Source organism: Actinotalea soli (assembly GCF_017565425.1).
GTDB lineage: Bacteria > Actinomycetota > Actinomycetes > Actinomycetales > Cellulomonadaceae > Actinotalea > Actinotalea soli.
This window is the reverse complement of the sequence record NZ_JAGEMK010000006.1, coordinates 59980-81740: the sequence shown is the minus strand read 5'-3', so window position 1 is coordinate 81740 and position 21761 is coordinate 59980. Positions and strand designations below refer to the sequence as shown.

Sequence of the window (21761 nt, the reverse complement as noted above, 5' to 3'; positions counted from 1 at the left end):
ACACCGGGACTGGTTCAGTGGGACGTCGCGAGCGCGGCCTCGATGATCAGGCGGGCCACGACCTCGGGCTGGGAGACCGTCACCGCGTGCGATGCCTCGATCTCGACGTTGCGCGACCCGGCCCGTTCCCCCATGAACCGCTGGGACTCGGCGGGGACAGCGAGGTCCTGGAGCGTGACCAGGTTCCACGACGGGATGGTCTTCCACGCGCTCCGTGTCGCCTTCGCCTCCAGCGCGTCGGCGATGATGGGTCGCTGCGTGACCGCCATGAGGGCGGCAGCGTCCTGGGGGACGTCGGCGGCGAAGACGTCCCGGAACTTGTCCTGCTGGATGTAGAGGTCGGTCACGTCCTGGCCGTCAGCGGTGGGGAGCGGTACGGCGTTCAGCGCCGGACCGAGCTCACCGCCGGGGAACTTCGCGGCGAGCTCGCCGGTGCTCTCTCCGGCGTCGAGGATGAAGCTGGCCACGTAGACCAGCGCCTTCACCTGGGGATGACCGTCGGCGGCCTCGCTCATCACGCTCCCGCCGTAGGAGTGGCCGGCGATGACGATCGGGCCGCTGACGCTGTTCAGGACGGTGCGGAGGTACTCCGCGTCGGTGTCGAGGCCGCGCAGCGGGTTGGCTGCGGCGATCACGGGGTAGCCCTCGGTCGTGAGCAACGCGATGACGTCGTTCCAGCTGGAGGACTCGGCGAAGGCACCGTGGACGAGGACGACCGTGGGCCGCGTCGGGGTCTCTGGCGTGGTGATGGACATGATGGGTTCCTTTCGAGGTTGCGGCGGCTCGGCCGCCTGGGGGCCCCGCAGCGCGGGGCGATCCGGTCGGCAACGGGTCCCGGTCAGGGACCGATGACCAGCTCGGTGATGACGTCGCCGTCGAGGGTGAAGCGGTAGTCCAGCTCGGCGACACCTCCGGGGAAGTCACCTTCGAGCCGGTTCGTGGCCACCCAGCGCGTGTCGTCGACCTGCCGGGCACCGACCAGCTCGATCGTGTAGCTGAACGGGGCGCCGGCTTCGCGCAGGAAGTCACGGATGGCGCTCGTCCCGCGGAAGGTCTGCCCCTGGTCGACGACGACGGCTCTCGGCCCGAAGGCGCGCAGGGCGGCCTCGACGTCGCGGGCCTCGTGTGCGCTGAGGTAGGCGCGGATCGTGGCCGGGAGCTGGTCCGGCTGGGTGGTGCTGGAGGACATGGGGTCAGCCCCTCTCTGCCGGCCCCGGCGGTACGGGGCACGTCGAGTCACGGCGCGGCCGTCCGTGCCGTGCTTGTCTGCTGCGTCGTGCGAACGATCAGCTGCGGATGAATGCGAGCAGGTCCTGGTTGATGACCGCGGCGTCGATGGTGCACATGCCGTGGGAGAGGCCTGGGTAGACCTTGAGGTGGCCGTCCTCGAGCAGGCGGATCGACAGCTCGGCTGAGTCGCTGATCGGGACGACCTGGTCGTCGTCGCCGTGCATGACCAGCGTGGGCACCCGGATGTGCTTCAGGTCCTCCGTGAAGTCGGTCTCCGAGAACGCCGCGATGCCGTCGTAGTGAGCCTTCGCCCCACCTGTCATGCCTTGGCGCCACCAGTTCCAGATCACTCCCTGGGAGACCTTCGCGCCGGGTCGGTTGAAGCCGTAGAAGGGCCCGGAGGCGATGTCGAGGAAGAACTGGGAACGGTTGGTCGCAACGCCTTCCCGGAAGGTGTCGAACACCTCGATCGGCAGCCCGCCCGGGTTGGCGGCGGTCTGCAGCATCAACGGCGGCACGGCACCGATCAGCACCGCCTTGGCGACCCGGTCGGCGGCGTGTCGAGCGACGTAGCGGGTCACCTCTCCGCCGCCGGTGGAGTGCCCGACGTGCACGACGTCGCGGAGATCGAGATGAGCGACCAGCGCGGCGACGTCCGCGGCGTAGTGGTCCATGTCGTGCCCGTCGGAGGTCTGGGTGGATCGACCGTGCCCGCGTCGGTCGTGGGCGATGACGCGGAAGCCGCGCTCGACGAAGAACATCAGCTGCGCGTCCCAGTCGTCCGAGCTCAGGGGCCAGCCGTGGTGGAACATGATCGGCTGACCCGAGCCCCAGTCCTTGTAGAAGATCGAGATTCCGTCGTCGGTCGTGACGGTCGGCATGGCTGGCCTCCTCGTGTGCTGCCCGTCGGGGCACTGGGTGTTCCACCAGCCTCACCAGGTGTCACCTCAGCAACGTCAGTCAGATGACTGCACATCACCGAGGAGACCGACGCGGTGGATCGATGCCGTCACCGGGCGCTGTCGCTCGTCGGGTCGCTCAGGGCGTCGCGAAGTGCTGCGCGGGCGGTGATGCCGAGCTTGGGGAATGCTCGATAGAGGTGGGCCGAGACGGTGCGAGGGGAGACGTACAGCCGGGTCGCGATCGCGCGGTTGCTCAAGCCGCGTGCCGCCAGGTGCGCGACCTCGAGCTCCTGGGGTGTCAGCGAGGCCACGCCGCCCGCGGAACCGGCGCGGCGGACCGCGCCGGTCGCCCGGAGCTCGGTGGAGGTCCGCTGGGACCACAGCCGCGCTCCGAGACGGTCGAAGCAGTCCCGGGCGGCCTCGAGCTGGATCCGGGCATCGCGGGGACGACGCAGCCTTCGTAGCCGCTCCCCGTAGGCCAGACGGACACGCGCCAGCTCGAAGGGCCACGCCTCCACTCCCGGGAGCGCGAGCACCTCGTCGAAGAGGTCTGCCGCTGCGGCGTCCGGTGCGACCATCGCGTGCGCCGTGGTGCTGATCAGGGCGAATCTCGTGGACAACCTGCCCATGGCGGCGGCGCGCAGCGCTTCGGCGTGGTCGCGGGCCTCGTCGGCTCGGCCGGTGTGCACGGCGGCGTCGACCAGGTCCAGCGCCGACCACAGAGCCTGGGGGTCGTGGGTGTGCAGGGTGCCCGGTCCGCCGACGGTGATGGCGACGGCGTGGACGTACGCCTCCTCGAAGGCTCCGGCACCGAGTGCGGCCTCACCGAGCGCGTGGTGCGCGAAGTCGTCGACGCGACCCAACCGGCGGGGCGCCGCCCATGCGAGCATCGCCTCGCACGCGGCAGCGCACGCCGCGAGGTCCCCGCGGCGGCCGGCGACGAGGGCCACGACGTAGAGGCGGCTCGAGTCGTACAGCCAGTAGCCGAGATCCTCCGCGAGCGCTCCCGCCTCGGCGGCGGTCGTCTCAGCGGCATCCCACCGTCCGGCGTGCAGGTCGTCGAAGGCGATCATGATCAGCGCCATCAGTGCCGACGCGACCGCCCCGCCCTCCCGGCCCTCGATCGCGACGTGGTCCAGTGCACGTCGGCAGCCGGACAACCGGTCGGTGTAGAAGCCGGCGATCGCGGTTCGGATGACTCGTTCCACGTCACGTACGTCGTCGAGCCCGTCGACCTCGCGGTCGAGCTCGTCGAGCGCCCACTGCGGCGTCGTGAGCGGGGCGGCGTGGGCTTCGACGAACATCAGGGCGTCCCTCGGCGCCGTCCCGCCCACGCGGGCGACGAGGTCGTCCAAGCCCTCCCAGTAGTCCACCCGGCCGGCGTAGTGGCACAGGACCACCAGCGTGTAGAGGGCCCGGGAGAGGGCCTCTCGGTCGGGGTCGGTCTCGGCCAGCGCGGACTCGACGGCGATCGTGAGGAGCTGGTACGCCATCTCGACGTCACCGTCGCTGTTGACCAGCATGTAGGCGGTGGCGACCGCTGCATGGAGCGTGGCGGCGAGGGTCGGATCCCCGTCCGTGGCGTCGCGGAGCAGCTGCGACGAGTTCTCGAGCTCGCCTGCGGCGAAGGCCCCGATGAACGCAGCGTGCGCCAGGCGTCGGCTGCGGTCTCTGCGGTCGGGGCTGAGGTCAGCAGCACGCAGCAGGCGGCTGACGCCGCCGACGACGTCTCCGCGCTCGAGAGTGAGATGGGCGCCCCTCTCGACGACCACGGCGACGGTCTCGTCAGGCGCCTCCGCCGCTTCAGCGATGTGGTGCCCTCGTCGCTCGGGCTGGTCCGCGAAGATCTCCGCCAGCCGTTGGTGCGCCTCGCGCCTGTCGTCATGGGTCGAGATCTCGACGAGTGCAGACTTCACGATCGGGTGCCGGAACGAGATCACGCCCGATCGCTCGTCGACCATGACGAGGTGGTCACGTTCCGCCGCGCCGAGATCCGACAGACCTGCCGTCCCGCTGGCCTCGGCCAGGGTCGTCAGGCTGCCCGAGCCGTCGAGCGCGGCGAGGAGCAGCAGGCGGCGGGTCGCCGCGGGCAGGCTCATGATCCGGGTCGCGAAGAGGGTGCGGACCTCGCGGATGGTGGCCGACGCCGAGGGAGGACCCGCACCGCCACCTCGTCCACGGGGATGCCCAGCCGCCGCGGCGAACTCGAGCAACGCCAGGGGGTTGCCCTGCGACTCCCGCGCGACCTCCCTGAGGACCCGCGTCGGCAGGTGGGCGAACTGGCGGGCGAGGAGCTCGATCGCATCGTCGTCGTGCAGCGGTCCCACGCCGAGCTCGGCCCACCCCGTGCGTTCGAAGAACCCACCGGCGCTCGGCCGGGTCGCCCCGAGCAGGCCGATCCTGCTGCCGCCGAGCCGGCGACCGACGAAGCCGATGACCGACGCTGTGGCGCGGTCCAGCCAGTGCATGTCGTCCATGACGAGGAGCAACGGTGTGCCGGTGCTCACCCGGCGGAGGAGCTCCAGCGAGGCGCCCAGCACCGTCAAGCGCTCTGGGGCGGGGCCTGAGCCGATGCCGAGGGCGACCTGCAGCGCCTCCCGGCTCTGGGTGGGGAGCTGCACCAGCTCGTCGGCGAACTGGTCGATGAGCTGGTGCAGCCCGGCGAAGCTCACGTCACTCTCGTACTCGACTCCTCCGCCGCGGACCACCCGCACTCCGCCGACGGCAGCTCGGCGGGCGGCAGCGTCGAGAAGTGCCGACTTGCCCACCCCTGGTTCGCCTGTCAGCAGGAGGGCTTCTCCGTCAGCCTCAGCCCGGACCAGGAACGCGTCGAGGGCAGAAAGCTCGCGTTCGCGACCGAGGAGACGGCACGGGTCGCTGTCCACCTCAGCCATAGGTTCCGCTCCACTGCTCCGCCCGAGTCGCGAAGACGGCACCGGGTTCCGGAGGTCGAGTCCGAGGCTAACGGCTGCCCACCCCCCGGCGCACCCACCGCAGGCGTGCGGCGGACCGGCCACCCGCTACGACCCGCTCGCCGTCACCGACCGCGGCGCCGTCGTCCGGTCCGCCTGCCTCACCTGGCCACGGGTCGAGGGGACACGCCCTAGCCGTTGACCGACCGCAGCACCTCTGCCAGGTCGTCCGGTCGGCTCACCATCGGCCAGTGCCATGTCGGGAGCTCGACGTAGGTCCAGTCGCCCTCGACCATGTGCGCGAACGCCGGTGCGTGGGGTGCCATCTGCTGCAGCTGCTCGAGGCTGAAGCTGCACAGCACGCCCGTCCGTGGCAGCCGCTCCCAGGCGCCGGTGAGCTCGACCGGCTGGGCGGCCGTCAGCCAGGGCTGCGCCTGCGAGCCTTCGACCAGCGTGGCGACCGCGGCGTCGTCGACCTCGGGCACCTCGGCGGCGAGTGCGGCCCAGGGCGGCGGCGGGAGCTTCCAGCCCTCGCCGTGGGTCATGACCAGATTCTCGTTGGCCATGCGCGCGTCGGGTCCCTCGAAGTCGGCCTGCGCCATGCCGTCCGGCAGGGGCCCGGTGTCGACGTAGACCAGGCGCGCCACGCGCTCAGGCACGCGGTCCGCGGCACCGGTGGTCACGAGGGCGCCGTAGCTGTGGCCGACGAGGACGACGTCGTGCAGGTTCTCCTGTTCGAGCAGGTGCACGACCTCGTCGATGTGGGTGCTCAGGTTGGTCTCGGGCGAGGCGAGGTGGGCGCGCTCGCCCATGCCTGCGAGGTCGACGGCGTGCACGACGCGGCCGTGCTCCCTCAACGCGTCCGCGACGGAGCGCCAGACCGATGCGCCGAGCCAGAAGCCGGGGACGAGGACGTAGGTGGTGTTCATGACGACGACGCTAGGCTGGAATGCGGACAGACTCCGCCCGGTATGCGAAGCCAGGATCGGGATTCCTTCCGAGCAGCGTCGAGGAGAGCCATGACCCGCCCGACCGCCCGCGTGCTGGCTCTGCTGGAGCTGCTCCAGACGGGCGGGCAGCGCACCGTCGGCGATCTCGCAGCCCGGCTCGGGGTCGACGAGCGCACCGTCCGGCGCTACGCCGAGCACCTCGCCGACCTCGGGATCCCCGTCCAGGCGCAGCGCGGCAGGTACGGCGGCTACCGGCTGTCCCCGGGTTACAAGCTGCCGCCGCTGATGCTCACCGACGACGAGGCCCTCGCCGTCGTCCTGGGGCTCAGGGCCGCGGAGCGCGCGGGGCTCGCCACGACCGAGCACGCAGCGACGGCGAGCGCGTTGGCCAAGGTGTCACGGGTGCTGCCGCGGGCCCTGGCCCGACGGCTCGACAACCTGCTGTCGACCGCACAGTTCACGACCCCGGTGCGCGCCACGGCTCCCGCGGGCGCCGACGCGCTGCTGAGTCTCGCCTCCGCTGCGCAGGCGCAGCGCACCGTCACGATCGCGTACACCGCCTGGGACGGGCGGGAGTCGCGGCGCGAGCTCGACGTCTACGGCGTGGTCTTCCACTCCGGCCGCTGGTACGTCACCGGGCACGACCACGGCCGTGATGACGTGCGGACCTTCCGCCTGGATCGCATCGCGTCGGTCGAGCAGGGCGACGGCTCGTACGTCGTGCCCGCAGACTTCGACGCCATGACGCAGGTCGTGTCGGGCATCGCGGCGGTCCGGTGGTCGCACGAGGTCTCCGTGGTGCTGCGCACCACCGTGGCGGAGGCGAGCGAGCGGCTGCCCCGGAGCGCGGGGCGGCTGTCCGAGCACGACGACGGCGTGCTCCTCGAGACGCGTGCCGAGCGCCTCGACGGCATGGCCCGCATGCTGGCCGGCCTCGGCTGGGACTTCGAGGTGATCACCCCGGACGCCCTGCGCGAGGAGGTACTCGCCCTGGCCGAGCGGCTGAGAGTCAGCGCGGGGCGCGGCGCGGGCGCCAGGGCGACGGCAGCACCGCAGAGTCCTTGATCGACCCCGCTCGCCCACCCGCGAAGCGACGCGCTACTTCTGGGTGGTCTTGTAGCGCTGGCCATCGGCGTCGTACGTGGTCCAGGCCCCGACCGGCTCGCCGGCATTGAACGTGCCAGATCGCTTGAGCGTTCCGTCAGTGCGGTACCACTCCCAGTAGCCCTCAGGCTGCCCGTTCTCGACCCGGCCCTTGGACCAGACCGTCTGCCCGTTGGCGTGGTACTTGACCGTGACCCCGTCGACGATCTCGGTGGGCTTGCCCTCTCCGGAGCGCCTTGAGGTCATGCCGCGATCCTAGGCTCGACGTCGGTCAGCTGGAAGAGCGCGCTGGGAAGCGGTTGTCGCGGGGCCGACACGTTGCTCGTCGCGGAGCCGTGGACCTCGACCGCAGCGGCCCACATCACCGGTTGCCTCGCTACTCCGCCACCGGGGTGCCCGGCAGAGCCTTGACGAGCATCTGCTGACGGCTCGCCGTGCGGAAGCCGCCGCGCAGGTAGAACTTCTCCGCAGCGCCCTCTCGGGACGTCAAGAGGTAGATCTGCTCGATACCGACAAGGCGCCGCTCCAGAGCCGACAACAGCCCGGAGCCGTAGCCACGGCCCTGTTCTCCCGTTTCGACGCACATCTCGTTCAAGAAGAAGTGGCGACCGGTGAACCACTGCTCAACGTGGCCGAGAGCGAAGCCGCGCAACCGCCCATCGAGTCGAAGGCAGACACCCAGGCTGCCCGGCGTCGCCAGTACGTCCGCCAACCTGCTGCGGGCCGACCTCAGGTCCCACGCGTCGTTCCAGGGCTCCTTGTTGAAGACGGCACGGAACACAGCCGCGGCCTCGTCGAGATCTTCAGTCCTGAAGGCATCGATCATCTCGACATCATCCCCGGTCTTCCGGTTCGGAGGTCAGGAGACGCTGCACCGGCGTCGACCGCTCGTCGGCATGAGCGCGGAGCCGTCTGTCGCCGAGAGCGCCGCCTCTCCTGGCACGACGTTTCGGTTATCGTGCAGAACCGTCGCCGTGTGTGCGGCGCCCGTCGTCACCCCTGCCGGGACGTCGGCTCGACCGGCGTGCCGCACGGCTCGCCATGAAGGAGGTTCCCATGGAGGTGCGCATCGACACCGCCGCCTGCGTCGGGCACGGGGTGTGCGAGGCTCTCGCGCCGCACATCTTCGAGGTCGATGACCAGGACAAGGCCCGCCTCGTCGCCGAGACGCTCGAGGAGGCGGACCGGGGGGACCTCGAGAACGCTGTCAACCAGTGCCCGGAGCAAGCCCTACGCCTGATCGGATGAGCACGGCTGGGCTGGTGGTCGTCGGGGCCGGCCTGGCCGGGGTGCGCGCTGTCGAGGGCGCTCGACGCAGCGGCCACACCGGGGCGGTGACCCTCCTGGGAACCGAGACCGACGCGCCGTACGACCGGCCTCCGCTGTCCAAGGCGTTCCTGACCGAGAGTGCAGCTCTCAAGTACCTGCGCACCGCGGAGAGCCTGCGCGACGAGCTGGACGTCGACCTCCGGCTCGGCGAGACCGTCACCGCGCTGGACCCGGCCACGAGGACCGTGACGGTCGGTGCGCAGGAGCTCCCTTACGCCGGGCTCGTGATCGCCACCGGGTCGACCGCCCGACGGCTCCCCGGGATGCACGGACCAGGTGGCGTGCACACGCTGCGCAGCCACGCTGACGCCGTCGCCCTGCGGTCGGCGGTGCGCCCGGGGAGCCGTGTCGTCGTCATCGGCGCAGGCTTCATCGGCTCTGAGTTCGCCTGCTCCGCGTCGCACCTCGGCGCGCACGTGACCGTGCTCGAGGCTGCCGACGTGCCTCTCGTGCGGGCGGTCGGCACCGCGATGGGCGAGGAGCTCGGTGGTCTGCACGGCCGGCACGGCATCGACGTGCGGTGCGGCGCCGTGGTCGAGGCCGTGATCGGTGAGGACACGGTCGAGGCGGTGCGGCTGGCCGACGGCCAGATGCTGCCAGCGGACGTCGTGCTCGTCGGGGTCGGCGCCGCCCCTGTGACGGAGTGGCTCCGCGGCTCCGGCCTGACGGTCGAGGACGGCGTCGTCTGCGACGCGACGCTCAACGCCGGCGCCCCCGGCGTGTACGCGGCCGGGGACGTCGCCCGGTGGTACAACCCGACGTTCGACCGGTCGATGCGCCTGGAGCACTGGACCTCGGCAGCCGAGCAGGGCGTGATCGCGGGCCGCAACGCCGCCGCAACCGGAGAGCCGGTGACCTGCGAGGTCGTCCCGTACTTCTGGTCGGACTGGGTCACCGACCGCATCCAGTTCGTCGGAGTACCGGACAGCGACGAGGTCGTCACCGTCGCCGGCTCGGCCGAGACCGGCGACCTGCTGGCCCTCTACCGCACCGGTGACCGGGTGACCGGCGCCCTGGGCGTCAACCAGCGCCGAGCCGTCCTGCGCCTACGGGTCATGATCGGTCAGCGCGCGGACTGGCAGGAGGCCGTCGAGCTGGCCCGGTCGACGGCCGTCCGCAGGTCCTGATCGTCGGACTGGCGTTCCCGGGGGCGGGCAGTGCTCGGCGCGGCAGGTCCGGCCGTCGGCTCTATCAACTGCGCCACGTGTCAAGATTGTCCGCGTGATCGATGCGATCTTTCGTGTGGAGTGGGCATTGCCAGCTCCGTGGAGTGCACTCGCGCTCGAGTGCTTGCGGGCGCACCCGGTGGTGCGCTGTGTCTGAGATCAGGAGTTCCGCCCCGACGTCCCGGGAGAAGCGCGACACCGTCGAGTCGCTCGCTGGTTGGGTGCTCCTGATCGGTGGCGTCTGCGCCGCGATCCTGTGGGTGCCCATCGCCCTGTTCCCTGGCGGGTTCATCATGATTGACGCACCGCCGCCCGACGAAGCCCTCCGCGTCGGCGTGTGGTCAGGGACGGCCGCCAGTTCGCTGCTCCTGCTTGCCGCGACAGGGGTGGTGCTTGGGGTCGGCGTATTGCTTCGCGGACGGGCTGGGTTGAATCGGGGACTGGCGTGGGTCGGGTTCGGCGTCGCCGGTGTGGCGGCACTGACTCAGCAGGTGTGGCTCCTCGGTGCAGGAGCGCTCGTCGCGCTCGCACTGGTGGTCGTCGTCTTGCGGCGCCTGGACGCCACAGGTGCCAGCCCACGCGCCTGAGGCAGATCCGGCGGCTTGGCTGCAGGTGTCCCGAACTCCCCTCTGAGACGATCATCGCCTTGGATCAGGCGCCCGGAGAAGCGGGTCAGGCTCCGACGGCGATGGGTGATCGCGGCAGTCGCGACTGACGTTCCGTCGGGTGTCACCGTGTGCTGGCGCGAGGGGGCCCGATCAGCCCAGGGCGAGGATCTCCTCGTCCCCGAGCAGCAGCAGGTTCCCGCCCCTGTGGTCGAGGCGCCAGTAGGAGCCGGTGATGCCGGTGATGGGGATGCGCCAGGCCTCGGCCCCGGTCAGCAGGTCGAGCGCGACGAGCTCGGGGACCGCCCCGTCCAGCGACTGCACCAGCACGACGTCGCCGTCGGTGGCGGCGGTGTCGTTCCAGACGAAGATCTCCTCCGCGTGCCACCGCTCCTCGCCGTCGTGGACGTCGATCGCGAGCACGCCGGCGGAACCCACGAGGACCATGACGTCCTCGAGGACAAACGCCGGCGTGGCGTTCGCCGCGCTCCACCGGGTCTGCCCGGTCTCCGGGTCGATGCCGGCCACCCGGCCATCGGGGCGGAACACGGTGAGGACACCGGCATCGGAACCGTCCGTCTGCCACGAGAACCTCGGGATGCCGTCGGTCGCGAACCTCAGCGAACCGTCGGCATCGAGCACCCGCCCGGTCTCCGACCACCCGCCGTCCGGCGACGTCTCGAGCCGCACCTCGACGCTGCCGCCGTCAGGCAACGGCCAGACATTGACGTTGGGGCTCGTGGCTTCGAGAGGCGGGACGGTCACCTGCTCGCCGGTGGCCAGGTCCAGGGCGATCGCGTCGGTGAGCCTGACCGCCCCGTCGGCGACGCCATAGCTCAGCTGGACGGGTGAGCCCGGGATTCCCTCGTCAGGCTCATCCGCCCCCGCGTCGACGGAGCTCAGGACCACACCGTTCGGCACGAACCCGGGGGCACTGCGGTAGCTCCACACCTCTCCCGCCCGGGGATCCCAACGACGTACGCCCAGGGCCGCCGACGAGTCGACGAAGGTGACCAGCAGGTCGCCGTCCACCATGTCGCTCACCACCAGTGAGCCGTCCACGACCAGGTTCGAGATCTCGGTGCCCGTCGCGACCTCGATGAAGTCGATGGGTACCGCGACACCCTCCGCGGGAGTGCGCTCCTGGTAGACGTCGATCGGGTAGCAGTACACGATGTCGGCGGTGAGTTGCTCGACGCGCGCCTCCCGGTAGTCCAGGAGCGCGGAGCAGGTGCTGTTGGCTCCGGCGCCGTCGTGGGTCCACGCCTCAGCACCCGTTGCAGGATCGAGTGCGCGAACGCCGCCCTCGGAACCCGCGAGCACGAACAGCTCGTCGGTGTGAGCGAGGGTCCACCCGCCCGCCGAACGCCACACCTCCTCCAGCGGTCCCTCGACGGGCGGCAGCACCCATCCCAGCTCCGCCAGCTCGACCCTCCGAGCGGCGTTCTGGCGGGCGTCGACAACCATCGCCGTGACGATCGTCCCCACCAGGATCACCGCGAGCCCGACCCGCCGGAGCCGCCGCGCCCGCCCGGTCTCCCGAGTGTCGCCACCGCCGCCGTCGCCCACGCCGTTCACCTCATGGTCGGCGTCGGCCTCTACCAGCTCGACCTGGACAACCCCACCGCCCGGGTCCCGCCTGCGCATGGGCCGACCCTAAGCGGCGCGCGCCCTGAGCGGTAGGCGGGCCTGGGAGCAAGACAAGCGCTCATCGGCCCGACCGCGCACCTGGCCGGGCGCCGACTTGTGCTCCTCGGCGTCGTTGTCGATGGCTCCGTGGTGTGGATCGCTAGGACTGGGCGGAGACGTGGCGGTGACCCTACGCGTCGGTCAGCGGCGTGACCGGGCGCGGATGATCGCCGACTTGGCCTTCGATGGAGCGCCCTGAGCTACACGGCGTCGGCCGGTGTCAGGGTCCACGTCCCGCCCTTGGCGACGGCGAGCACTTGGTCGTCGGGACGGAAGAGCCACCAGTTGTCGAGCAGATCGTCCTCGCTCGCCCGCGACGTCAGACCGAAGGTCCGCAGGTGCACGTCCGAGAACGAGAAGACCGTGTCCAGCGCAGGGCCCGTGGCGGTGATCGATGTGAGCTCCCGCCCGTCGATGACGGCTAACGCATCAGCGATGAGCTCTCCGGTGTCCTCGCAGCCCGCGAGCACGGTGCTCGCGTCTTCGATGCGCCACGCGGCCATCTGGACCCACAGATGCCACGCGCCACGGTCGACGCGACCCGAAGCATCGAGCCGCGGATCGCCGAAGTCGAACGCGAGGAAGCTCCCGTGCCCCTGACGCGGGTTCCACACGGGCAGCCCCACGAGATCCGCCAGGTGTTCGGCAAAGGGGCCTCTCGCCCCGCGGTCGTGATGTGCCACGACGCAAGGGTGGCAGAGAGCCGGCCAGGCAGAAGGAGTCACGCACAGTCGGCACGGGCATGCCGCCCCCCGGTGACCTGCCCCTGACGGGCTCCCGGTCGCTGAGCGGGTGCAGCGAGTGCGCGCGAGAGCCCGGTCGCCGGCATGACCGCGTGCCGTCCCTACCCCAGCAGCGCCGCGACCACCACGAGCACAGGCACCGCGAGCAGCGTCGTGACCAGCCCGGCGTCGCGGGCCACGGGGATGCCCTTGCCGTAGCGCAGCGCATAGACCAGGACGTTCTGCGCGGTGGGCAGGGCGGCCATCGTGACGACCGTCAGCAGCGCCGTCCGGTCGAGCCCCAACCCGAGACCGATCGCGGCCGCCAACGCGGGGTGCACCACGGACCGCAGGACCGCGACGAGGGCCAGGTCCCGGGTCCAGAGGCGTCCGGTTCCCGGGCGCGGTGCCGCGAGGGACATGCCCAAGGTGATCAGCGCGAGAGGCGCGGCGGCGGCTCCCACGAGGCGGAAGGGCTCGTAGACCACCTCGGGCAGGTCCCAGGGCAGCACGGCGAGGCTCAGGCCGGTCAGGGAGCCGATGATGATCGGGTTGCGCAGCGGGCGGAGCGCGGCCTCGCGCAGGCGCGCTGCGAGGGGCATCGAGGTGTCGGCGCTCGCGTCGAGGACGAGGAAGGCCACGGGGGCGAGCACCAGCTGCTGGAAGAGCAGGGTCGGGACCACGGCGACCGCTCCGCCTAGCAGGTACACCGCGACGGGGATGCCCAGGTTGGCGGCGTTGAGATAGCTCGAGGCGAGCATCCCGACCATGGCGTCGGTCGCCCGCCGTCGCCACACGAACCGCAGCACCACCACTGCCGTCAACGCGACCGTCCCGGTGCTCAGGGCCGTGACGACGGCGACCGTGGAGACCAGCAGGTGCAGGTCGGCGTGGGCGATCGTGACCATGAGCAGCGACGGGGCCGCGACGGTGAACACGACCCGGGCGAGCGCGGCCTCCGCCGCAGGCCCCAGGGTGCCGCGTCGGCCCAGGATCCATCCCATCGCGGCGATAGCCGCGAGGGTCCCCAGGGCGGCGGTGACGGCACCCATCAGCGACGATGATCCGGGCTCGTCCGGCGCATCCGGGTCACGGGAGGAATCGGCACAGATCGATGATCCCGGACGTCGGCGCGGGCAGCCCGGGCCGGGTGGGCCGTCCAGGGGACCGGTGATGGGATGACCTCGGGCCCCACCACAGCGGCCGGGGCGCGATGAGGGACCAAGGTCCGGGGCGCGCGCGGCGCGTCGTTGCCTAGCGTGGCGGGATCGGCGCGGCGTTGCGCGAGGGACTCCACCCGGTGAGGGTGGCTCGTCGGTCCCGCCGTTCGGTCGAGGCCGGCGGGGCGGACGCTGACGGGCCGGGCCGGGGGAGTCGGCGCCCCTGGCCCGACCACCGTCGTACCCCAGGCCGACGGCGTCCCGGGTGCGGCGGTCTCAGCCCGCGGCTGCCTCGCTCCGCAGCCCCTGCCGCGCGGCCGCGCGGACCGCCTCCGTGATCCGAGCAAGTCGCACCGAGTCCAGGGTCCACGCCTGCCAGTAGAGGTCGACGTCGAGGTGACCCTCCGGCTCGAGCAGGACGAGGGAACCGTCGACGAGGGCCTCACCGAGCTGCAGCTCAGGCAGCATGCCCCAGCCGAGCCCGGCGCGGACCGCGGCGAGGAACCCCTCGCTCGAGGGCACCGTGTGCCGCGGCGGCAGGGGGTCGGCGCCGCGGTCCCGCAGGAACCGGTGCTGCAGGTCGTCCTTGGCGTTGAACTGCACCACGGGCATCGCCGCCCAGTCAGGGCTGCCTCCGGCGAGGAAGCGGTCGCGTAGTGCGGGGGTGGCGACGGGCACGTAGCGCATGGCTCCCAGGTGCTCGACCCGGCACCCACCGACGGCGGCGGGGTCAGAGGTGATGGCCCCGATGACCGCGCCCTGGCGCAGCAGGTGGCTGCTGTGGTCCTGGTCCTCGACGTGCAGGTCGAGGGTGGTGTCGGTCCAGGTGGCGGCGTCCCGGAGGAAGGGGGCGAGCCAGGTGGCCAGGGAGTCCGCGTTGACGGCGACCGGGGTGACGGTCATCGAGGTGCCGTCCGAGCCCAGCAGGCTGCGGGTCTCGGCCTCGAGGAGCTGAACCTGGCGGGCCATCCGCAGCAGCACCGCCCCCGCTGCGGTCGGCGAGCAGGGGGTGCCGCGGCGCACCACCACCTGCCCGAGCGCGCTCTCGAGAGCCTTGATCCGCTGGCTGACGGCCGAGGGGCTGACCCCGAGCTCGTAGGCAGCGGCCTCGAAGGTGCCCTCGTCGATGATCGCCGTGAGGGCCCGCAGGTGCTCGAGGTTCATGAAGCAAGGCTAATGGGCGCGAAGAATCAGTCGTTTGTCTACACCAAAGCCCGTGGCTAGCGTCGCGGTCATGGGGAGCATCTGGGCCACCGGCCTCACGACGGGACTCGCGCTCATCGTCGCGATCGGCGCGCAGAACGCCTTCGTGCTGCGCCAGGGCATCCGGCGTGAGCACGTGGGCGCCGTCGTCCTCATCTGCACGGCCAGCGACGTGCTCCTCATCCTGCTCGGTACCGCGGGGATCGGCGTGCTGGTCGACCGGTTCCCCGTGGCCCTCATCGTGCTGCGCTGGGGCGGGGCGGCCTACCTCCTGTGGTGGGCGTTCCGCTCCTTCCGGTCGGCCGCCCGTCCCTCCGCCCTGGCCGAGGTGACGCCGCGGTCGCGCGGCTCCGTGGCTCTCACGGCCGTGGCGCTGACCTACCTCAACCCCCACGTGTACCTCGACACCGTCGTCCTGCTGGGGAGCCTCGCCAACCAGTACGGGCCCGACGCGCGATGGGTGTTCGCCGGGGGCGCCGTCGTCGGCAGCATCCTGTGGTTCTCGGCCCTCGGGTTCGGAGCGCGGGCGCTGGCCCGCCCCCTGGACAACCCGCGAACCTGGCGCATCGTGGACGCCGTGATCGGGGTGATCATGCTCGTGATCGCGGCCTCGCTCGTGTGGGGGTGACGGGCGCTCAGCCCTTCAGCCCCGAGTGCGCCAGCCCCTGGACGAACTGCCGCTGCGCGAAGAGGAACACGAGCAGCACCGGCAGCACCGTGAGGGTCGTCGCCGCGAGCTGCACGTTCCACATGGGCCCGCCGTAGGCGTCGACGTACTGGGTGAGGGCCTGGGGGAGCGTGAAGTTCTCCCGGCTCGAGAGGTACACGATGGGCTCGAGGTACAGGTTCCAGGACTTGAGGAACGTGAAGATCGCGACGGCCGCGACGGCGGGGCTCGCCAGCGGGAAGGCGATCCGCCAGAAGATGCCCCAGCGGCCCAGCCCGTCCATGCGCCCGGCCTCCTCGAGCTCGCGCGGCAGCCCGAGGAAGAACTGCCGCATGATGAAGGTGGCCAGCACGCTCGGAGCCCCGAAGATCGGCACGATCACCAGCGGCCAGTGGGTGTCGATCAGCCCGAGGGAGTTCACCATCCGGAACAGCGGCACGATCGTCACCTCGGAGGGCACCAGCAGCCCGACCAGCACCAGCACGAACAGGGCGTTGGCCCCGGGGAACCGGATCCGGGCGAAGGCGTAGCCGGCCATCGAGGCCACCAGGATCGTGCCGAGGGTGACCGCGACCGCGATGTAGAGGCTGTTCCAGTACTGCTGGGCGAAGGGTTGCAGGCGGAACACGTCCGCGTACGCGGCCCAGGAGACGGTCTCCGGGAAGACCGTCGGCGGGATCCGCAGGATCTCGCTCATGGGCTTGAGGCTCGAGCTCGCCATCCACCACGTGGGGAAGACGAACGGCACCGACAGCACCACGAGCAGGGCGACCAGCAGCCCCCGGGTGGTCCGGCGACGACGGCGCTCGCGGCCCGGCCTCGGCAGCGGGGTCGACGGCGGTGGGCCGCCGGCGTCGCCCGGGAGCGCGTCCCCCGCGGTGGGGGCAACGACCGGGGCGGCGTGCACGTCAGACCTCATCGAAGACCCACCTCTTCCGCGTCTGCCACTGGATCAGGGTGAGAGCCAGGACGATGACGAACAGGAGCACCGAGATCGCACTCGCGTACCCGAAGTCGTTGAACCGGAACGCCTGCTGGTACAGGAAGTAGACGAGCACCGTGGTCGAGTTCCCGGGCCCGCCACCGGTCAGGACGGCGATCTGCGCGAAGACCTCGAGGGACCCGACGATCGTCAGGATCGAGACAAGCAGGATCGTCGGGCTGATCAGCGGCAGGACGATCGAGCGGAACCGCCGCCACGCCCCCGCGCCGTCGATCCGAGCGGCCTCCTGGATCTCCTCGGGCACGCTCTGCAGGGCCGCGAGGAACAGGATCATGTTGAGCCCGACGTTCTTGAACACCTGCACGACGATCACCGCGAGCATCGCGGTGCCCTCGTTGCGCAGCCAGTTCGGTCCCTCGACCCCGAGGCTCGCGAGGAACCCGTTGATCCCGCCGTCGTCCTGCAGCAGGAAGCTCCACACGATGGTCCAGGCCACCAGGGAGACGACGACGGGCGAGAAGAAGAAGGTGCGGAACGTCGTCGTGCCCGGGAGCTTCTGGTTGAGCAGCACCGCGAGCAGCAGCGCCAGGGAGACGTTCAGGACCACCAGGCCGATCGAGAAGACCAGGCTCGCCATGAGCGAGTCACGCAGGGCCGGGTCGCTGAGCATGCGGTCGTAGTTGTCGGCCCCGGCGAAGACGAAGGTGTTCGCCAGGACGTTCCACTCGTGCAGCGAGTACCAGGCGACGGCGATCAGCGGGACCAGGACGAAGGCCACCGCCCCCAGGACCTGCGGCGCGATCATCGCGTAGCCGACCAGGTGGTCGCGGCGGGTGGCCGAGCCACGGCGGCGCAGGGTGCGCTGCCGCGGCTCGGCCGTCGCGAGGGGGGTCGACATCAGTCCGCGAGGACCGGGTCGATCGCTGTGCACACGTCCCCGAGCACCTGCTCGACGTCGGCGTCGGCCGACCACAGCGAGTCGAGCTCGATCCGCACCGCCTCCTGCAGGCGCGCGAAGCTCGGGTGGGCGGGCTTGGTCACGGCGTCCTGGATGCCCTCGACGACCACGGCCTGCAGCTGCTCCTCGCTGAGCAGCGGGTTCGCGGCGCCCAGCACCTCGGAGGTCAGCAGGGACTCGCGCGGCGGCGGGAAGTTCGCCGCGAGCTGCTCGGCGTTCTCCGGGTTGGTGAACCAGGCGAGGAAGTCCGCGGCGACGTCGGGGTTCTCCGCCTGCGCGAAGACGCCGATCCCGGCCTGGCCGATGACGTTCTGGCGCCCCTCGGGCCCTGCCGGCAGCGGCACCACGTCCCAGCCGAAGCTCTCGTCGAGGGAGGAGGCCCGCGAGATCTGCGTGATGGTCATCGCGGCGTCCCCGGCGAAGAAGTCGGCCGTGGTACCCGGGCCGGGCAGGGCGCCGTCGACGAAGGTCGCGTCGTGGATCCAGGTCATCGCCTCGACCATCTCGGGGTCGGTGAAGGTGCACTGGGTGCCGTCCTCGCTCCACGGCGCGGCGCCCCAGCCCTCCCAGATCGTGGAGAGGTTCTCCCACACCTGGTACTCGAAGTCGCGGACCACCAGGCCCTGCTTGCCGGACTCCTCGGCGGTGGCCGCGGCGATCTCGCGGGCGGCCTCGTAGGTCCACTCGTCCGCGGCGACCAGGTCGGCGGGGGAGGGCTGGCCGGCTGCCTCGATCTGGTCGGTGTTGACGAACATCGCGAAGGGGCTGTTCGAGAACGGGTAGGCGAACAGGCCGTCGTCCTGCTGCCACAGGGACAGGGAGGAGTCGAGCAGGTCGTCGTAGTCGTACCCGTCGGCGGCCTGCAGGGTCGGGCCCACGTCCACCAGGGCGCCGCTCTGCACGAACTCCGGGGCGTAGCTCTCGAGGATCCACGCCAGATCCGGTGCGTTGCCCCCGGCCAGGCGGGTGGTCAGCGAGGTCGTGTAGTCCTCGAAGGGGATGGCCTCGAAGGACACCTCGGCCACGAGGTCGGGGTTCTCGGCGACGTAGGCGTCGGCGATCGACTGGAACATGGCCAGCTGGCCCTCGTCGGCGGTCCAGACGGTCATGGTGAGGGAGACGGGCTCGGCGGGGGCCTCGGGCTCGCCCGCGACCTCCTGGTCGCCGGACCCGCAGGCCGTGAGGCCGACGGCGGTGACGGCGGCGAGCCCAGCGGCGAGGCCGCATCGTCGGGTGAGGGGGATCATCAGTGCTCCTTCGAACTGTGATAGGTCGAGCGGGTGGGCGGTGCGTGCGGCAGGCCGTGCGGTCGGGTGTGGGTGCGGTCAGTAGGGGTGGGCTCCGGCGGGCCAGTGCAGCTCGACCCCGGCGGCGGTGAGCTCCTCCTGCAGCTCGGCGAGGAGCTCGGGCTTGGCCCGCACGTCGCGGGGCTGCGCGCCCCGCTCGAGGCAGTACGCGGCGAGGTGCCCGGCGGCCTCGCCGATGTTCCACTCCACCGGGTGCAGGCGGTAGCACCCGTTGGTGATGTGCGTGGTGCCGATGTTCTTGTTCGCGGCGAGCAGGTTGGTGGTGCGCTCGGGGATGAGCGCCCCGAGGGGGATCTCGAAGGGGGTCGAGGGCACGTCGATGTACGTGTCGCCCCCGGTCGAGGGGTGCAGGTCGATGCGGTACATCCCGATGCCGACGCTGTCCTCGTAGCGGGTCGCGCCACGGTCGCCGCGCACCGCGTAGGAGACGTCGTTCTCGGTCACCGTGGTCAGCGCCCGGATGCGGCGGGACTCGCGGTGGTAGGGCGCCTGGGCGAGGCCGTCGGCGGTGCCCATGACGTCGGGCCGCAGGCGCAGGCCCGGGAACCCCGTGCCGCCGTCGGCCCGCGGGGCCTCGGTCTGCATCCAGTACAGCATCGAGAGGCTGAGCTGCTTGGCGTCGTCGATCCGTTCGAGCTCGACCTCGCGGGGCACGTCGAGCACGTGCTCGAGGAAGTAGTCGATGCTCGGCCAGTTGACCAGGCACAGGTCGCTCGGGAACGTCCCGGGGGCGTAGAGGTCCCGCGCGAGGATGCGCCGGAAGGTCCACAGGTTGCCGTCCCCGGGGTTGCGGGACTGGTCGGCCTCGACCGCGAGGGCGTCGTCCCCCGGGTTGGGGGTGAAGGAGCGGACGTCCATCTCCAGGGTGCGGGGGTTGGGGGCGTGCCAGGAGAGCATCGGCTTGCCGTTCCAGGGCCCCGGGGTGAAGGACCGCCAGAAGTCGTACCGCTCGGGCCGGTCGATGGTGTGGTCGCCCTCGGCGTGCTCCAGGACGAAGCACACGCTGAGCGCCTGGACGTTGTCCGGCTGGGCGACGTCAGGGGCGCTCGGCTCCCCGGTGGTGGCCGCGGACTCGAAGCCGGTGACGTACTCGGTGCCGGTCAAGGGGAGCAGCTCCCCGGTCTCGGTCGCGTCCAGCACGTAGGGGGCGGTGACCGTGGTGCGGGAGCCGTCGACGACGGACTCGAGGGTCACCGAGCGGACGACGTCGCCCTCGGTGCGGGCGGCGACCGGACGCACCTGCTCGAGCAGGGTGATGCGCCCGGCGGCCCGCCACGGCGCGAGCATCTCCTCCAGGACCCCGACGGCGACCCGCGGCTCGTGGCACAGCTTGGACACCCAGCCGGCGCCGGGGTTGAGGTCGGTGCGGGCCCGCGCCTGCTCGGTCAGCGGGTAGCGACGGCGGTACACGTCGCGGATCCCCTCACGCAGGGCGCGGTACCGGGCCGTGACGCCGAAGTCCTCGACCCAGGGGTGCTCGTCGGGCGGCACGGCCTGCGAGGTGAGCTGGCCGCCGATCCACGGGAACTCCTCGGTCAGGACGACGCGGGCACCGCGGTCGGCCGCCGCGAGGGCTGCGGCGACACCGCCGAGGCCTGCGCCGACGACGAGGACGTCGGTGGCGACGTCGGTGGGGGTGGTGCTGGGCACGGTGGCTGTCCGTTCTGTCGAGCGCGGGTGGTCAGGGGGTGGTCTGGGCGCGGGACTGCGGAGCGCCCGGGGCGAGGGCGGCGTCATCCCCGGGGGCCGTCCGGTCCCGGGGCGGGGCGACGGTCCTGCCCTCGACGACGGCGCAGTCCAGGAGCTGGTGCTGGTCCTGCTCGGGCAGGTCCTGGTTCGCGATGAGGCGGGAGAGCAGCTGCAGGGCGCGGGCGCCCATCTCCTCGCGGGGGATGGCGAAGCCGGACCACTCCTGCGGGCGGCGCAACCGGCGCTGCGGCTGGCCGAGCAGGAGCAGCGAGACGTCGCCCGGGACGGTCAGGCCGCGCAGCAGCAGCGCGTCGTAGAGCTCCTCGGCGTCGCGCTCGGGGGCGACCACCAGGGCAGTGAGCCCCTGGTCGACGGCGGCCGCCGCCGTGGCGGCAGGGTCCTCCTCGGTGACCAGGCGTGAGCTGAGCCCGGCGTCGTGCATGGTGCTGCGGTAGCCGTCGAGGCGGTCGAGGGTGGGCTGGTCGGTGCCGAGCTCGCCGACGTAGCCGATGCGCTGGTGGCCCAGGGCGATCAGCCGCTCGACGGCGTGCCGGGTGGCGGCCACGTAGTCCGCCCCGACGTAGGGCAGGCGGCCGCCCTCGCTCGTCCGCTTGCCGATGAAGGCGAAGGGGTAGTTGGTGTCGAGCAGGTGCTGGAGCTCGCTGCGGTCCTCGTGCTGGCCCAGCAGCAGGCACCCGTCGGCGATCCCGAGCCGCTGCCACCCGTCGCGGGTGAGCCGGCGTCGTCCGTCGACCACCCGGGCGCTGGTGAACAGCAGGATGTCGATGCCGAGCTGCTCGGCGGCGTGCTCGATGCCCACCAGGAACGGGCCGTAGAAGTCGCGGCCCCCGCCCGGGAAGGTCGCCTCGTAGGTGAAGACGCCGATGATCTGGTTGCGGCCCCCCGCGAGCCGCTGGGCGACCGGGTTGGCCGAGTACCCGGTGATCCGGATCGCGTCGAGCACGCGCTGCCGGGTCTCGGCGGAGATGTGCACTCCCGCGGGCAGCCGGTCGTTCAGGACGAAGGAGACCGTGGCCTGGCTGACCCCGGCCATCGCGGCGACGTCGGCCTGGGTGATGCGGCGCCTGGGCATGTGATCCTCCTCGATCCGTCGTCCTTGACGTGACCGCGAGTCTGCCCGGGCGTGGAGCAGGGGAACAAGGGGATTATGCGCATTATTATCGGGCCTGGCCGAGGGCGCTCAGGCGCGTGGATGGTGGCTGGG

At 71.6% G+C, this 21761-nt stretch carries 21 protein-coding genes; 5 read left to right on the top strand and 16 right to left on the bottom strand.

Features of this window, described 5'->3' with window-relative positions; genetic code table 11:
- Window positions 1-14 precede the first annotated feature (14 nt).
- The 5 genes from J4G33_RS12015 to J4G33_RS11995 form a co-directional block, all read right to left on the bottom strand.
- Window positions 15-755: an alpha/beta fold hydrolase gene (locus J4G33_RS12015; RefSeq protein WP_208056211.1), complete on the bottom strand. Its 741-nt coding sequence runs from the start codon at window positions 753-755 to the stop codon at window positions 15-17.
- An 83-nt stretch (window positions 756-838) separates the two neighbouring features.
- The gene (locus J4G33_RS12010; RefSeq protein ID WP_208056210.1) at window positions 839-1189 is read right to left on the bottom strand and encodes a nuclear transport factor 2 family protein; all 351 of its coding nucleotides are present in this window, start codon (window positions 1187-1189) and stop codon (window positions 839-841) included.
- 97 nt (window positions 1190-1286) lie between these two features.
- On the bottom strand, window positions 1287-2111 hold the full coding sequence (locus tag J4G33_RS12005) for an alpha/beta fold hydrolase (RefSeq protein ID WP_208056209.1): 825 nt from the start codon (window positions 2109-2111) through the stop codon (window positions 1287-1289).
- 128 nt (window positions 2112-2239) lie between these two features.
- Complete coding sequence (locus tag J4G33_RS12000; protein ID WP_208056208.1) at window positions 2240-5026, bottom strand: AAA family ATPase; 2787 nt, start codon at window positions 5024-5026, stop codon at window positions 2240-2242.
- A 209-nt stretch (window positions 5027-5235) separates the two neighbouring features.
- The gene (locus J4G33_RS11995) at window positions 5236-5973 is read right to left on the bottom strand and encodes an alpha/beta fold hydrolase (protein WP_208056207.1); all 738 of its coding nucleotides are present in this window, start codon (window positions 5971-5973) and stop codon (window positions 5236-5238) included.
- A gap of 90 nt (window positions 5974-6063) precedes the next feature.
- Between J4G33_RS11995 and J4G33_RS11990 the strand changes: the two genes are divergently transcribed.
- On the top strand, window positions 6064-7059 hold the full coding sequence (locus J4G33_RS11990; protein ID WP_208056206.1) for a helix-turn-helix transcriptional regulator: 996 nt from the start codon (window positions 6064-6066) through the stop codon (window positions 7057-7059).
- Window positions 7060-7092: 33 nt separating this feature from the next.
- On the opposite strand, the gene J4G33_RS11985 is transcribed toward J4G33_RS11990, so the two are convergent.
- The gene (locus J4G33_RS11985) at window positions 7093-7344 is read right to left on the bottom strand and encodes a toxin-antitoxin system YwqK family antitoxin (RefSeq protein ID WP_208056205.1); all 252 of its coding nucleotides are present in this window, start codon (window positions 7342-7344) and stop codon (window positions 7093-7095) included.
- Between the two features lie 130 nt (window positions 7345-7474).
- The gene (locus tag J4G33_RS11980; RefSeq protein ID WP_208056204.1) at window positions 7475-7924 is read right to left on the bottom strand and encodes a GNAT family N-acetyltransferase; all 450 of its coding nucleotides are present in this window, start codon (window positions 7922-7924) and stop codon (window positions 7475-7477) included.
- A 230-nt stretch (window positions 7925-8154) separates the two neighbouring features.
- Between J4G33_RS11980 and J4G33_RS11975 the strand changes: the two genes are divergently transcribed.
- The 3 genes from J4G33_RS11975 (at window position 8155) to J4G33_RS11965 (ending at window position 10180) form a co-directional block, all read left to right on the top strand.
- Window positions 8155-8346, top strand: coding sequence for a ferredoxin (locus J4G33_RS11975; RefSeq protein ID WP_208056203.1), 192 nt, complete (start codon window positions 8155-8157; stop codon window positions 8344-8346).
- Window positions 8343-9554: an NAD(P)/FAD-dependent oxidoreductase gene (locus tag J4G33_RS11970; protein ID WP_208056202.1), complete on the top strand. Its 1212-nt coding sequence runs from the start codon at window positions 8343-8345 to the stop codon at window positions 9552-9554. Before J4G33_RS11975 ends, J4G33_RS11970 begins: the two co-directional genes overlap by 4 nt.
- Window positions 9555-9742: 188 nt before the next feature.
- The gene (locus J4G33_RS11965; protein WP_208056201.1) at window positions 9743-10180 is read left to right on the top strand and encodes a hypothetical protein; all 438 of its coding nucleotides are present in this window, start codon (window positions 9743-9745) and stop codon (window positions 10178-10180) included.
- A 171-nt stretch (window positions 10181-10351) separates the two neighbouring features.
- On the opposite strand, the gene J4G33_RS11960 is transcribed toward J4G33_RS11965, so the two are convergent.
- The 4 genes from J4G33_RS11960 to J4G33_RS11945 form a co-directional block, all read right to left on the bottom strand.
- On the bottom strand, window positions 10352-11845 hold the full coding sequence (locus J4G33_RS11960; protein WP_208056200.1) for an outer membrane protein assembly factor BamB family protein: 1494 nt from the start codon (window positions 11843-11845) through the stop codon (window positions 10352-10354).
- 242 nt (window positions 11846-12087) lie between these two features.
- Window positions 12088-12612: a hypothetical protein gene (locus J4G33_RS11955; protein WP_208056199.1), complete on the bottom strand. Its 525-nt coding sequence runs from the start codon at window positions 12610-12612 to the stop codon at window positions 12088-12090.
- 119 nt (window positions 12613-12731) lie between these two features.
- The gene (locus J4G33_RS11950; RefSeq protein ID WP_208056198.1) at window positions 12732-13661 is read right to left on the bottom strand and encodes an AEC family transporter; all 930 of its coding nucleotides are present in this window, start codon (window positions 13659-13661) and stop codon (window positions 12732-12734) included.
- Between the two features lie 384 nt (window positions 13662-14045).
- Window positions 14046-14933 (bottom strand): LysR family transcriptional regulator ArgP, encoded by an 888-nt coding sequence (locus tag J4G33_RS11945; RefSeq protein ID WP_208056197.1) that lies wholly within the window; start codon window positions 14931-14933, stop codon window positions 14046-14048.
- A 70-nt stretch (window positions 14934-15003) separates the two neighbouring features.
- On the opposite strand from J4G33_RS11945, the gene J4G33_RS11940 reads away from it, so the two are divergent.
- Complete coding sequence (locus J4G33_RS11940; RefSeq protein WP_208056196.1) at window positions 15004-15600, top strand: LysE/ArgO family amino acid transporter; 597 nt, start codon at window positions 15004-15006, stop codon at window positions 15598-15600.
- Between the two features lie 7 nt (window positions 15601-15607).
- Here the strand turns inward: J4G33_RS11940 and J4G33_RS11935 are convergent, their stop codons facing one another.
- The 5 genes from J4G33_RS11935 to J4G33_RS11915 all read right to left on the bottom strand — a co-directional run bounded on the left by J4G33_RS11935 (window position 15608) and on the right by J4G33_RS11915 (window position 21629).
- Window positions 15608-16558: a carbohydrate ABC transporter permease gene (locus J4G33_RS11935; RefSeq protein ID WP_208056195.1), complete on the bottom strand. Its 951-nt coding sequence runs from the start codon at window positions 16556-16558 to the stop codon at window positions 15608-15610.
- Window positions 16548-17480, bottom strand: a complete 933-nt coding sequence (locus J4G33_RS11930) for a carbohydrate ABC transporter permease (protein ID WP_208056194.1) — start codon at window positions 17478-17480, stop codon at window positions 16548-16550. The genes J4G33_RS11935 and J4G33_RS11930 overlap by 11 nt, the downstream gene beginning before the upstream one ends.
- Window positions 17480-18787 (bottom strand): ABC transporter substrate-binding protein, encoded by a 1308-nt coding sequence (locus J4G33_RS11925; RefSeq protein ID WP_208056193.1) that lies wholly within the window; start codon window positions 18785-18787, stop codon window positions 17480-17482. The genes J4G33_RS11930 and J4G33_RS11925 overlap by 1 nt, the downstream gene beginning before the upstream one ends.
- Before the next feature lie 78 nt (window positions 18788-18865).
- On the bottom strand, window positions 18866-20497 hold the full coding sequence (locus J4G33_RS11920; RefSeq protein WP_307793871.1) for an FAD-dependent oxidoreductase: 1632 nt from the start codon (window positions 20495-20497) through the stop codon (window positions 18866-18868).
- A 31-nt stretch (window positions 20498-20528) separates the two neighbouring features.
- Window positions 20529-21629: a LacI family DNA-binding transcriptional regulator gene (locus tag J4G33_RS11915; RefSeq protein ID WP_208056191.1), complete on the bottom strand. Its 1101-nt coding sequence runs from the start codon at window positions 21627-21629 to the stop codon at window positions 20529-20531.
- Window positions 21630-21761: the final 132 nt, after the last annotated feature.

What these genes read in the sequence shown, in the direction of transcription:
- J4G33_RS12015 (WP_208056211.1), bottom strand. Translation starts at nt 755, where the DNA reads ATGTCCATCACCACGCCAGAGACCCCGACGCGGCCCACGGTCGTCCTC.
- J4G33_RS12010 (WP_208056210.1), bottom strand. Translation starts at nt 1,189, where the DNA reads ATGTCCTCCAGCACCACCCAGCCGGACCAGCTCCCGGCCACGATCCGC.
- J4G33_RS12005 (WP_208056209.1), bottom strand. Translation starts at nt 2,111, where the DNA reads ATGCCGACCGTCACGACCGACGACGGAATCTCGATCTTCTACAAGGAC.
- J4G33_RS12000 (WP_208056208.1), bottom strand. Translation starts at nt 5,026, where the DNA reads ATGGCTGAGGTGGACAGCGACCCGTGCCGTCTCCTCGGTCGCGAACGC.
- J4G33_RS11995 (WP_208056207.1), bottom strand. Translation starts at nt 5,973, where the DNA reads ATGAACACCACCTACGTCCTCGTCCCCGGCTTCTGGCTCGGCGCATCG.
- J4G33_RS11990 (WP_208056206.1), top strand. Translation starts at nt 6,064, where the DNA reads ATGACCCGCCCGACCGCCCGCGTGCTGGCTCTGCTGGAGCTGCTCCAG.
- J4G33_RS11985 (WP_208056205.1), bottom strand. Translation starts at nt 7,344, where the DNA reads ATGACCTCAAGGCGCTCCGGAGAGGGCAAGCCCACCGAGATCGTCGAC.
- J4G33_RS11980 (WP_208056204.1), bottom strand. Translation starts at nt 7,924, where the DNA reads ATGATCGATGCCTTCAGGACTGAAGATCTCGACGAGGCCGCGGCTGTG.
- J4G33_RS11975 (WP_208056203.1), top strand. Translation starts at nt 8,155, where the DNA reads ATGGAGGTGCGCATCGACACCGCCGCCTGCGTCGGGCACGGGGTGTGC.
- J4G33_RS11970 (WP_208056202.1), top strand. Translation starts at nt 8,343, where the DNA reads ATGAGCACGGCTGGGCTGGTGGTCGTCGGGGCCGGCCTGGCCGGGGTG.
- J4G33_RS11960 (WP_208056200.1), bottom strand. Translation starts at nt 11,845, where the DNA reads ATGCGCAGGCGGGACCCGGGCGGTGGGGTTGTCCAGGTCGAGCTGGTA.
- J4G33_RS11950 (WP_208056198.1), bottom strand. Translation starts at nt 13,661, where the DNA reads ATGGGTGCCGTCACCGCCGCCCTGGGGACCCTCGCGGCTATCGCCGCG.
- J4G33_RS11945 (WP_208056197.1), bottom strand. Translation starts at nt 14,933, where the DNA reads ATGAACCTCGAGCACCTGCGGGCCCTCACGGCGATCATCGACGAGGGC.
- J4G33_RS11940 (WP_208056196.1), top strand. Translation starts at nt 15,004, where the DNA reads ATGGGGAGCATCTGGGCCACCGGCCTCACGACGGGACTCGCGCTCATC.
- J4G33_RS11935 (WP_208056195.1), bottom strand. Translation starts at nt 16,558, where the DNA reads ATGAGGTCTGACGTGCACGCCGCCCCGGTCGTTGCCCCCACCGCGGGG.
- J4G33_RS11930 (WP_208056194.1), bottom strand. Translation starts at nt 17,480, where the DNA reads ATGTCGACCCCCCTCGCGACGGCCGAGCCGCGGCAGCGCACCCTGCGC.
- J4G33_RS11925 (WP_208056193.1), bottom strand. Translation starts at nt 18,787, where the DNA reads ATGATCCCCCTCACCCGACGATGCGGCCTCGCCGCTGGGCTCGCCGCC.
- J4G33_RS11915 (WP_208056191.1), bottom strand. Translation starts at nt 21,629, where the DNA reads ATGCCCAGGCGCCGCATCACCCAGGCCGACGTCGCCGCGATGGCCGGG.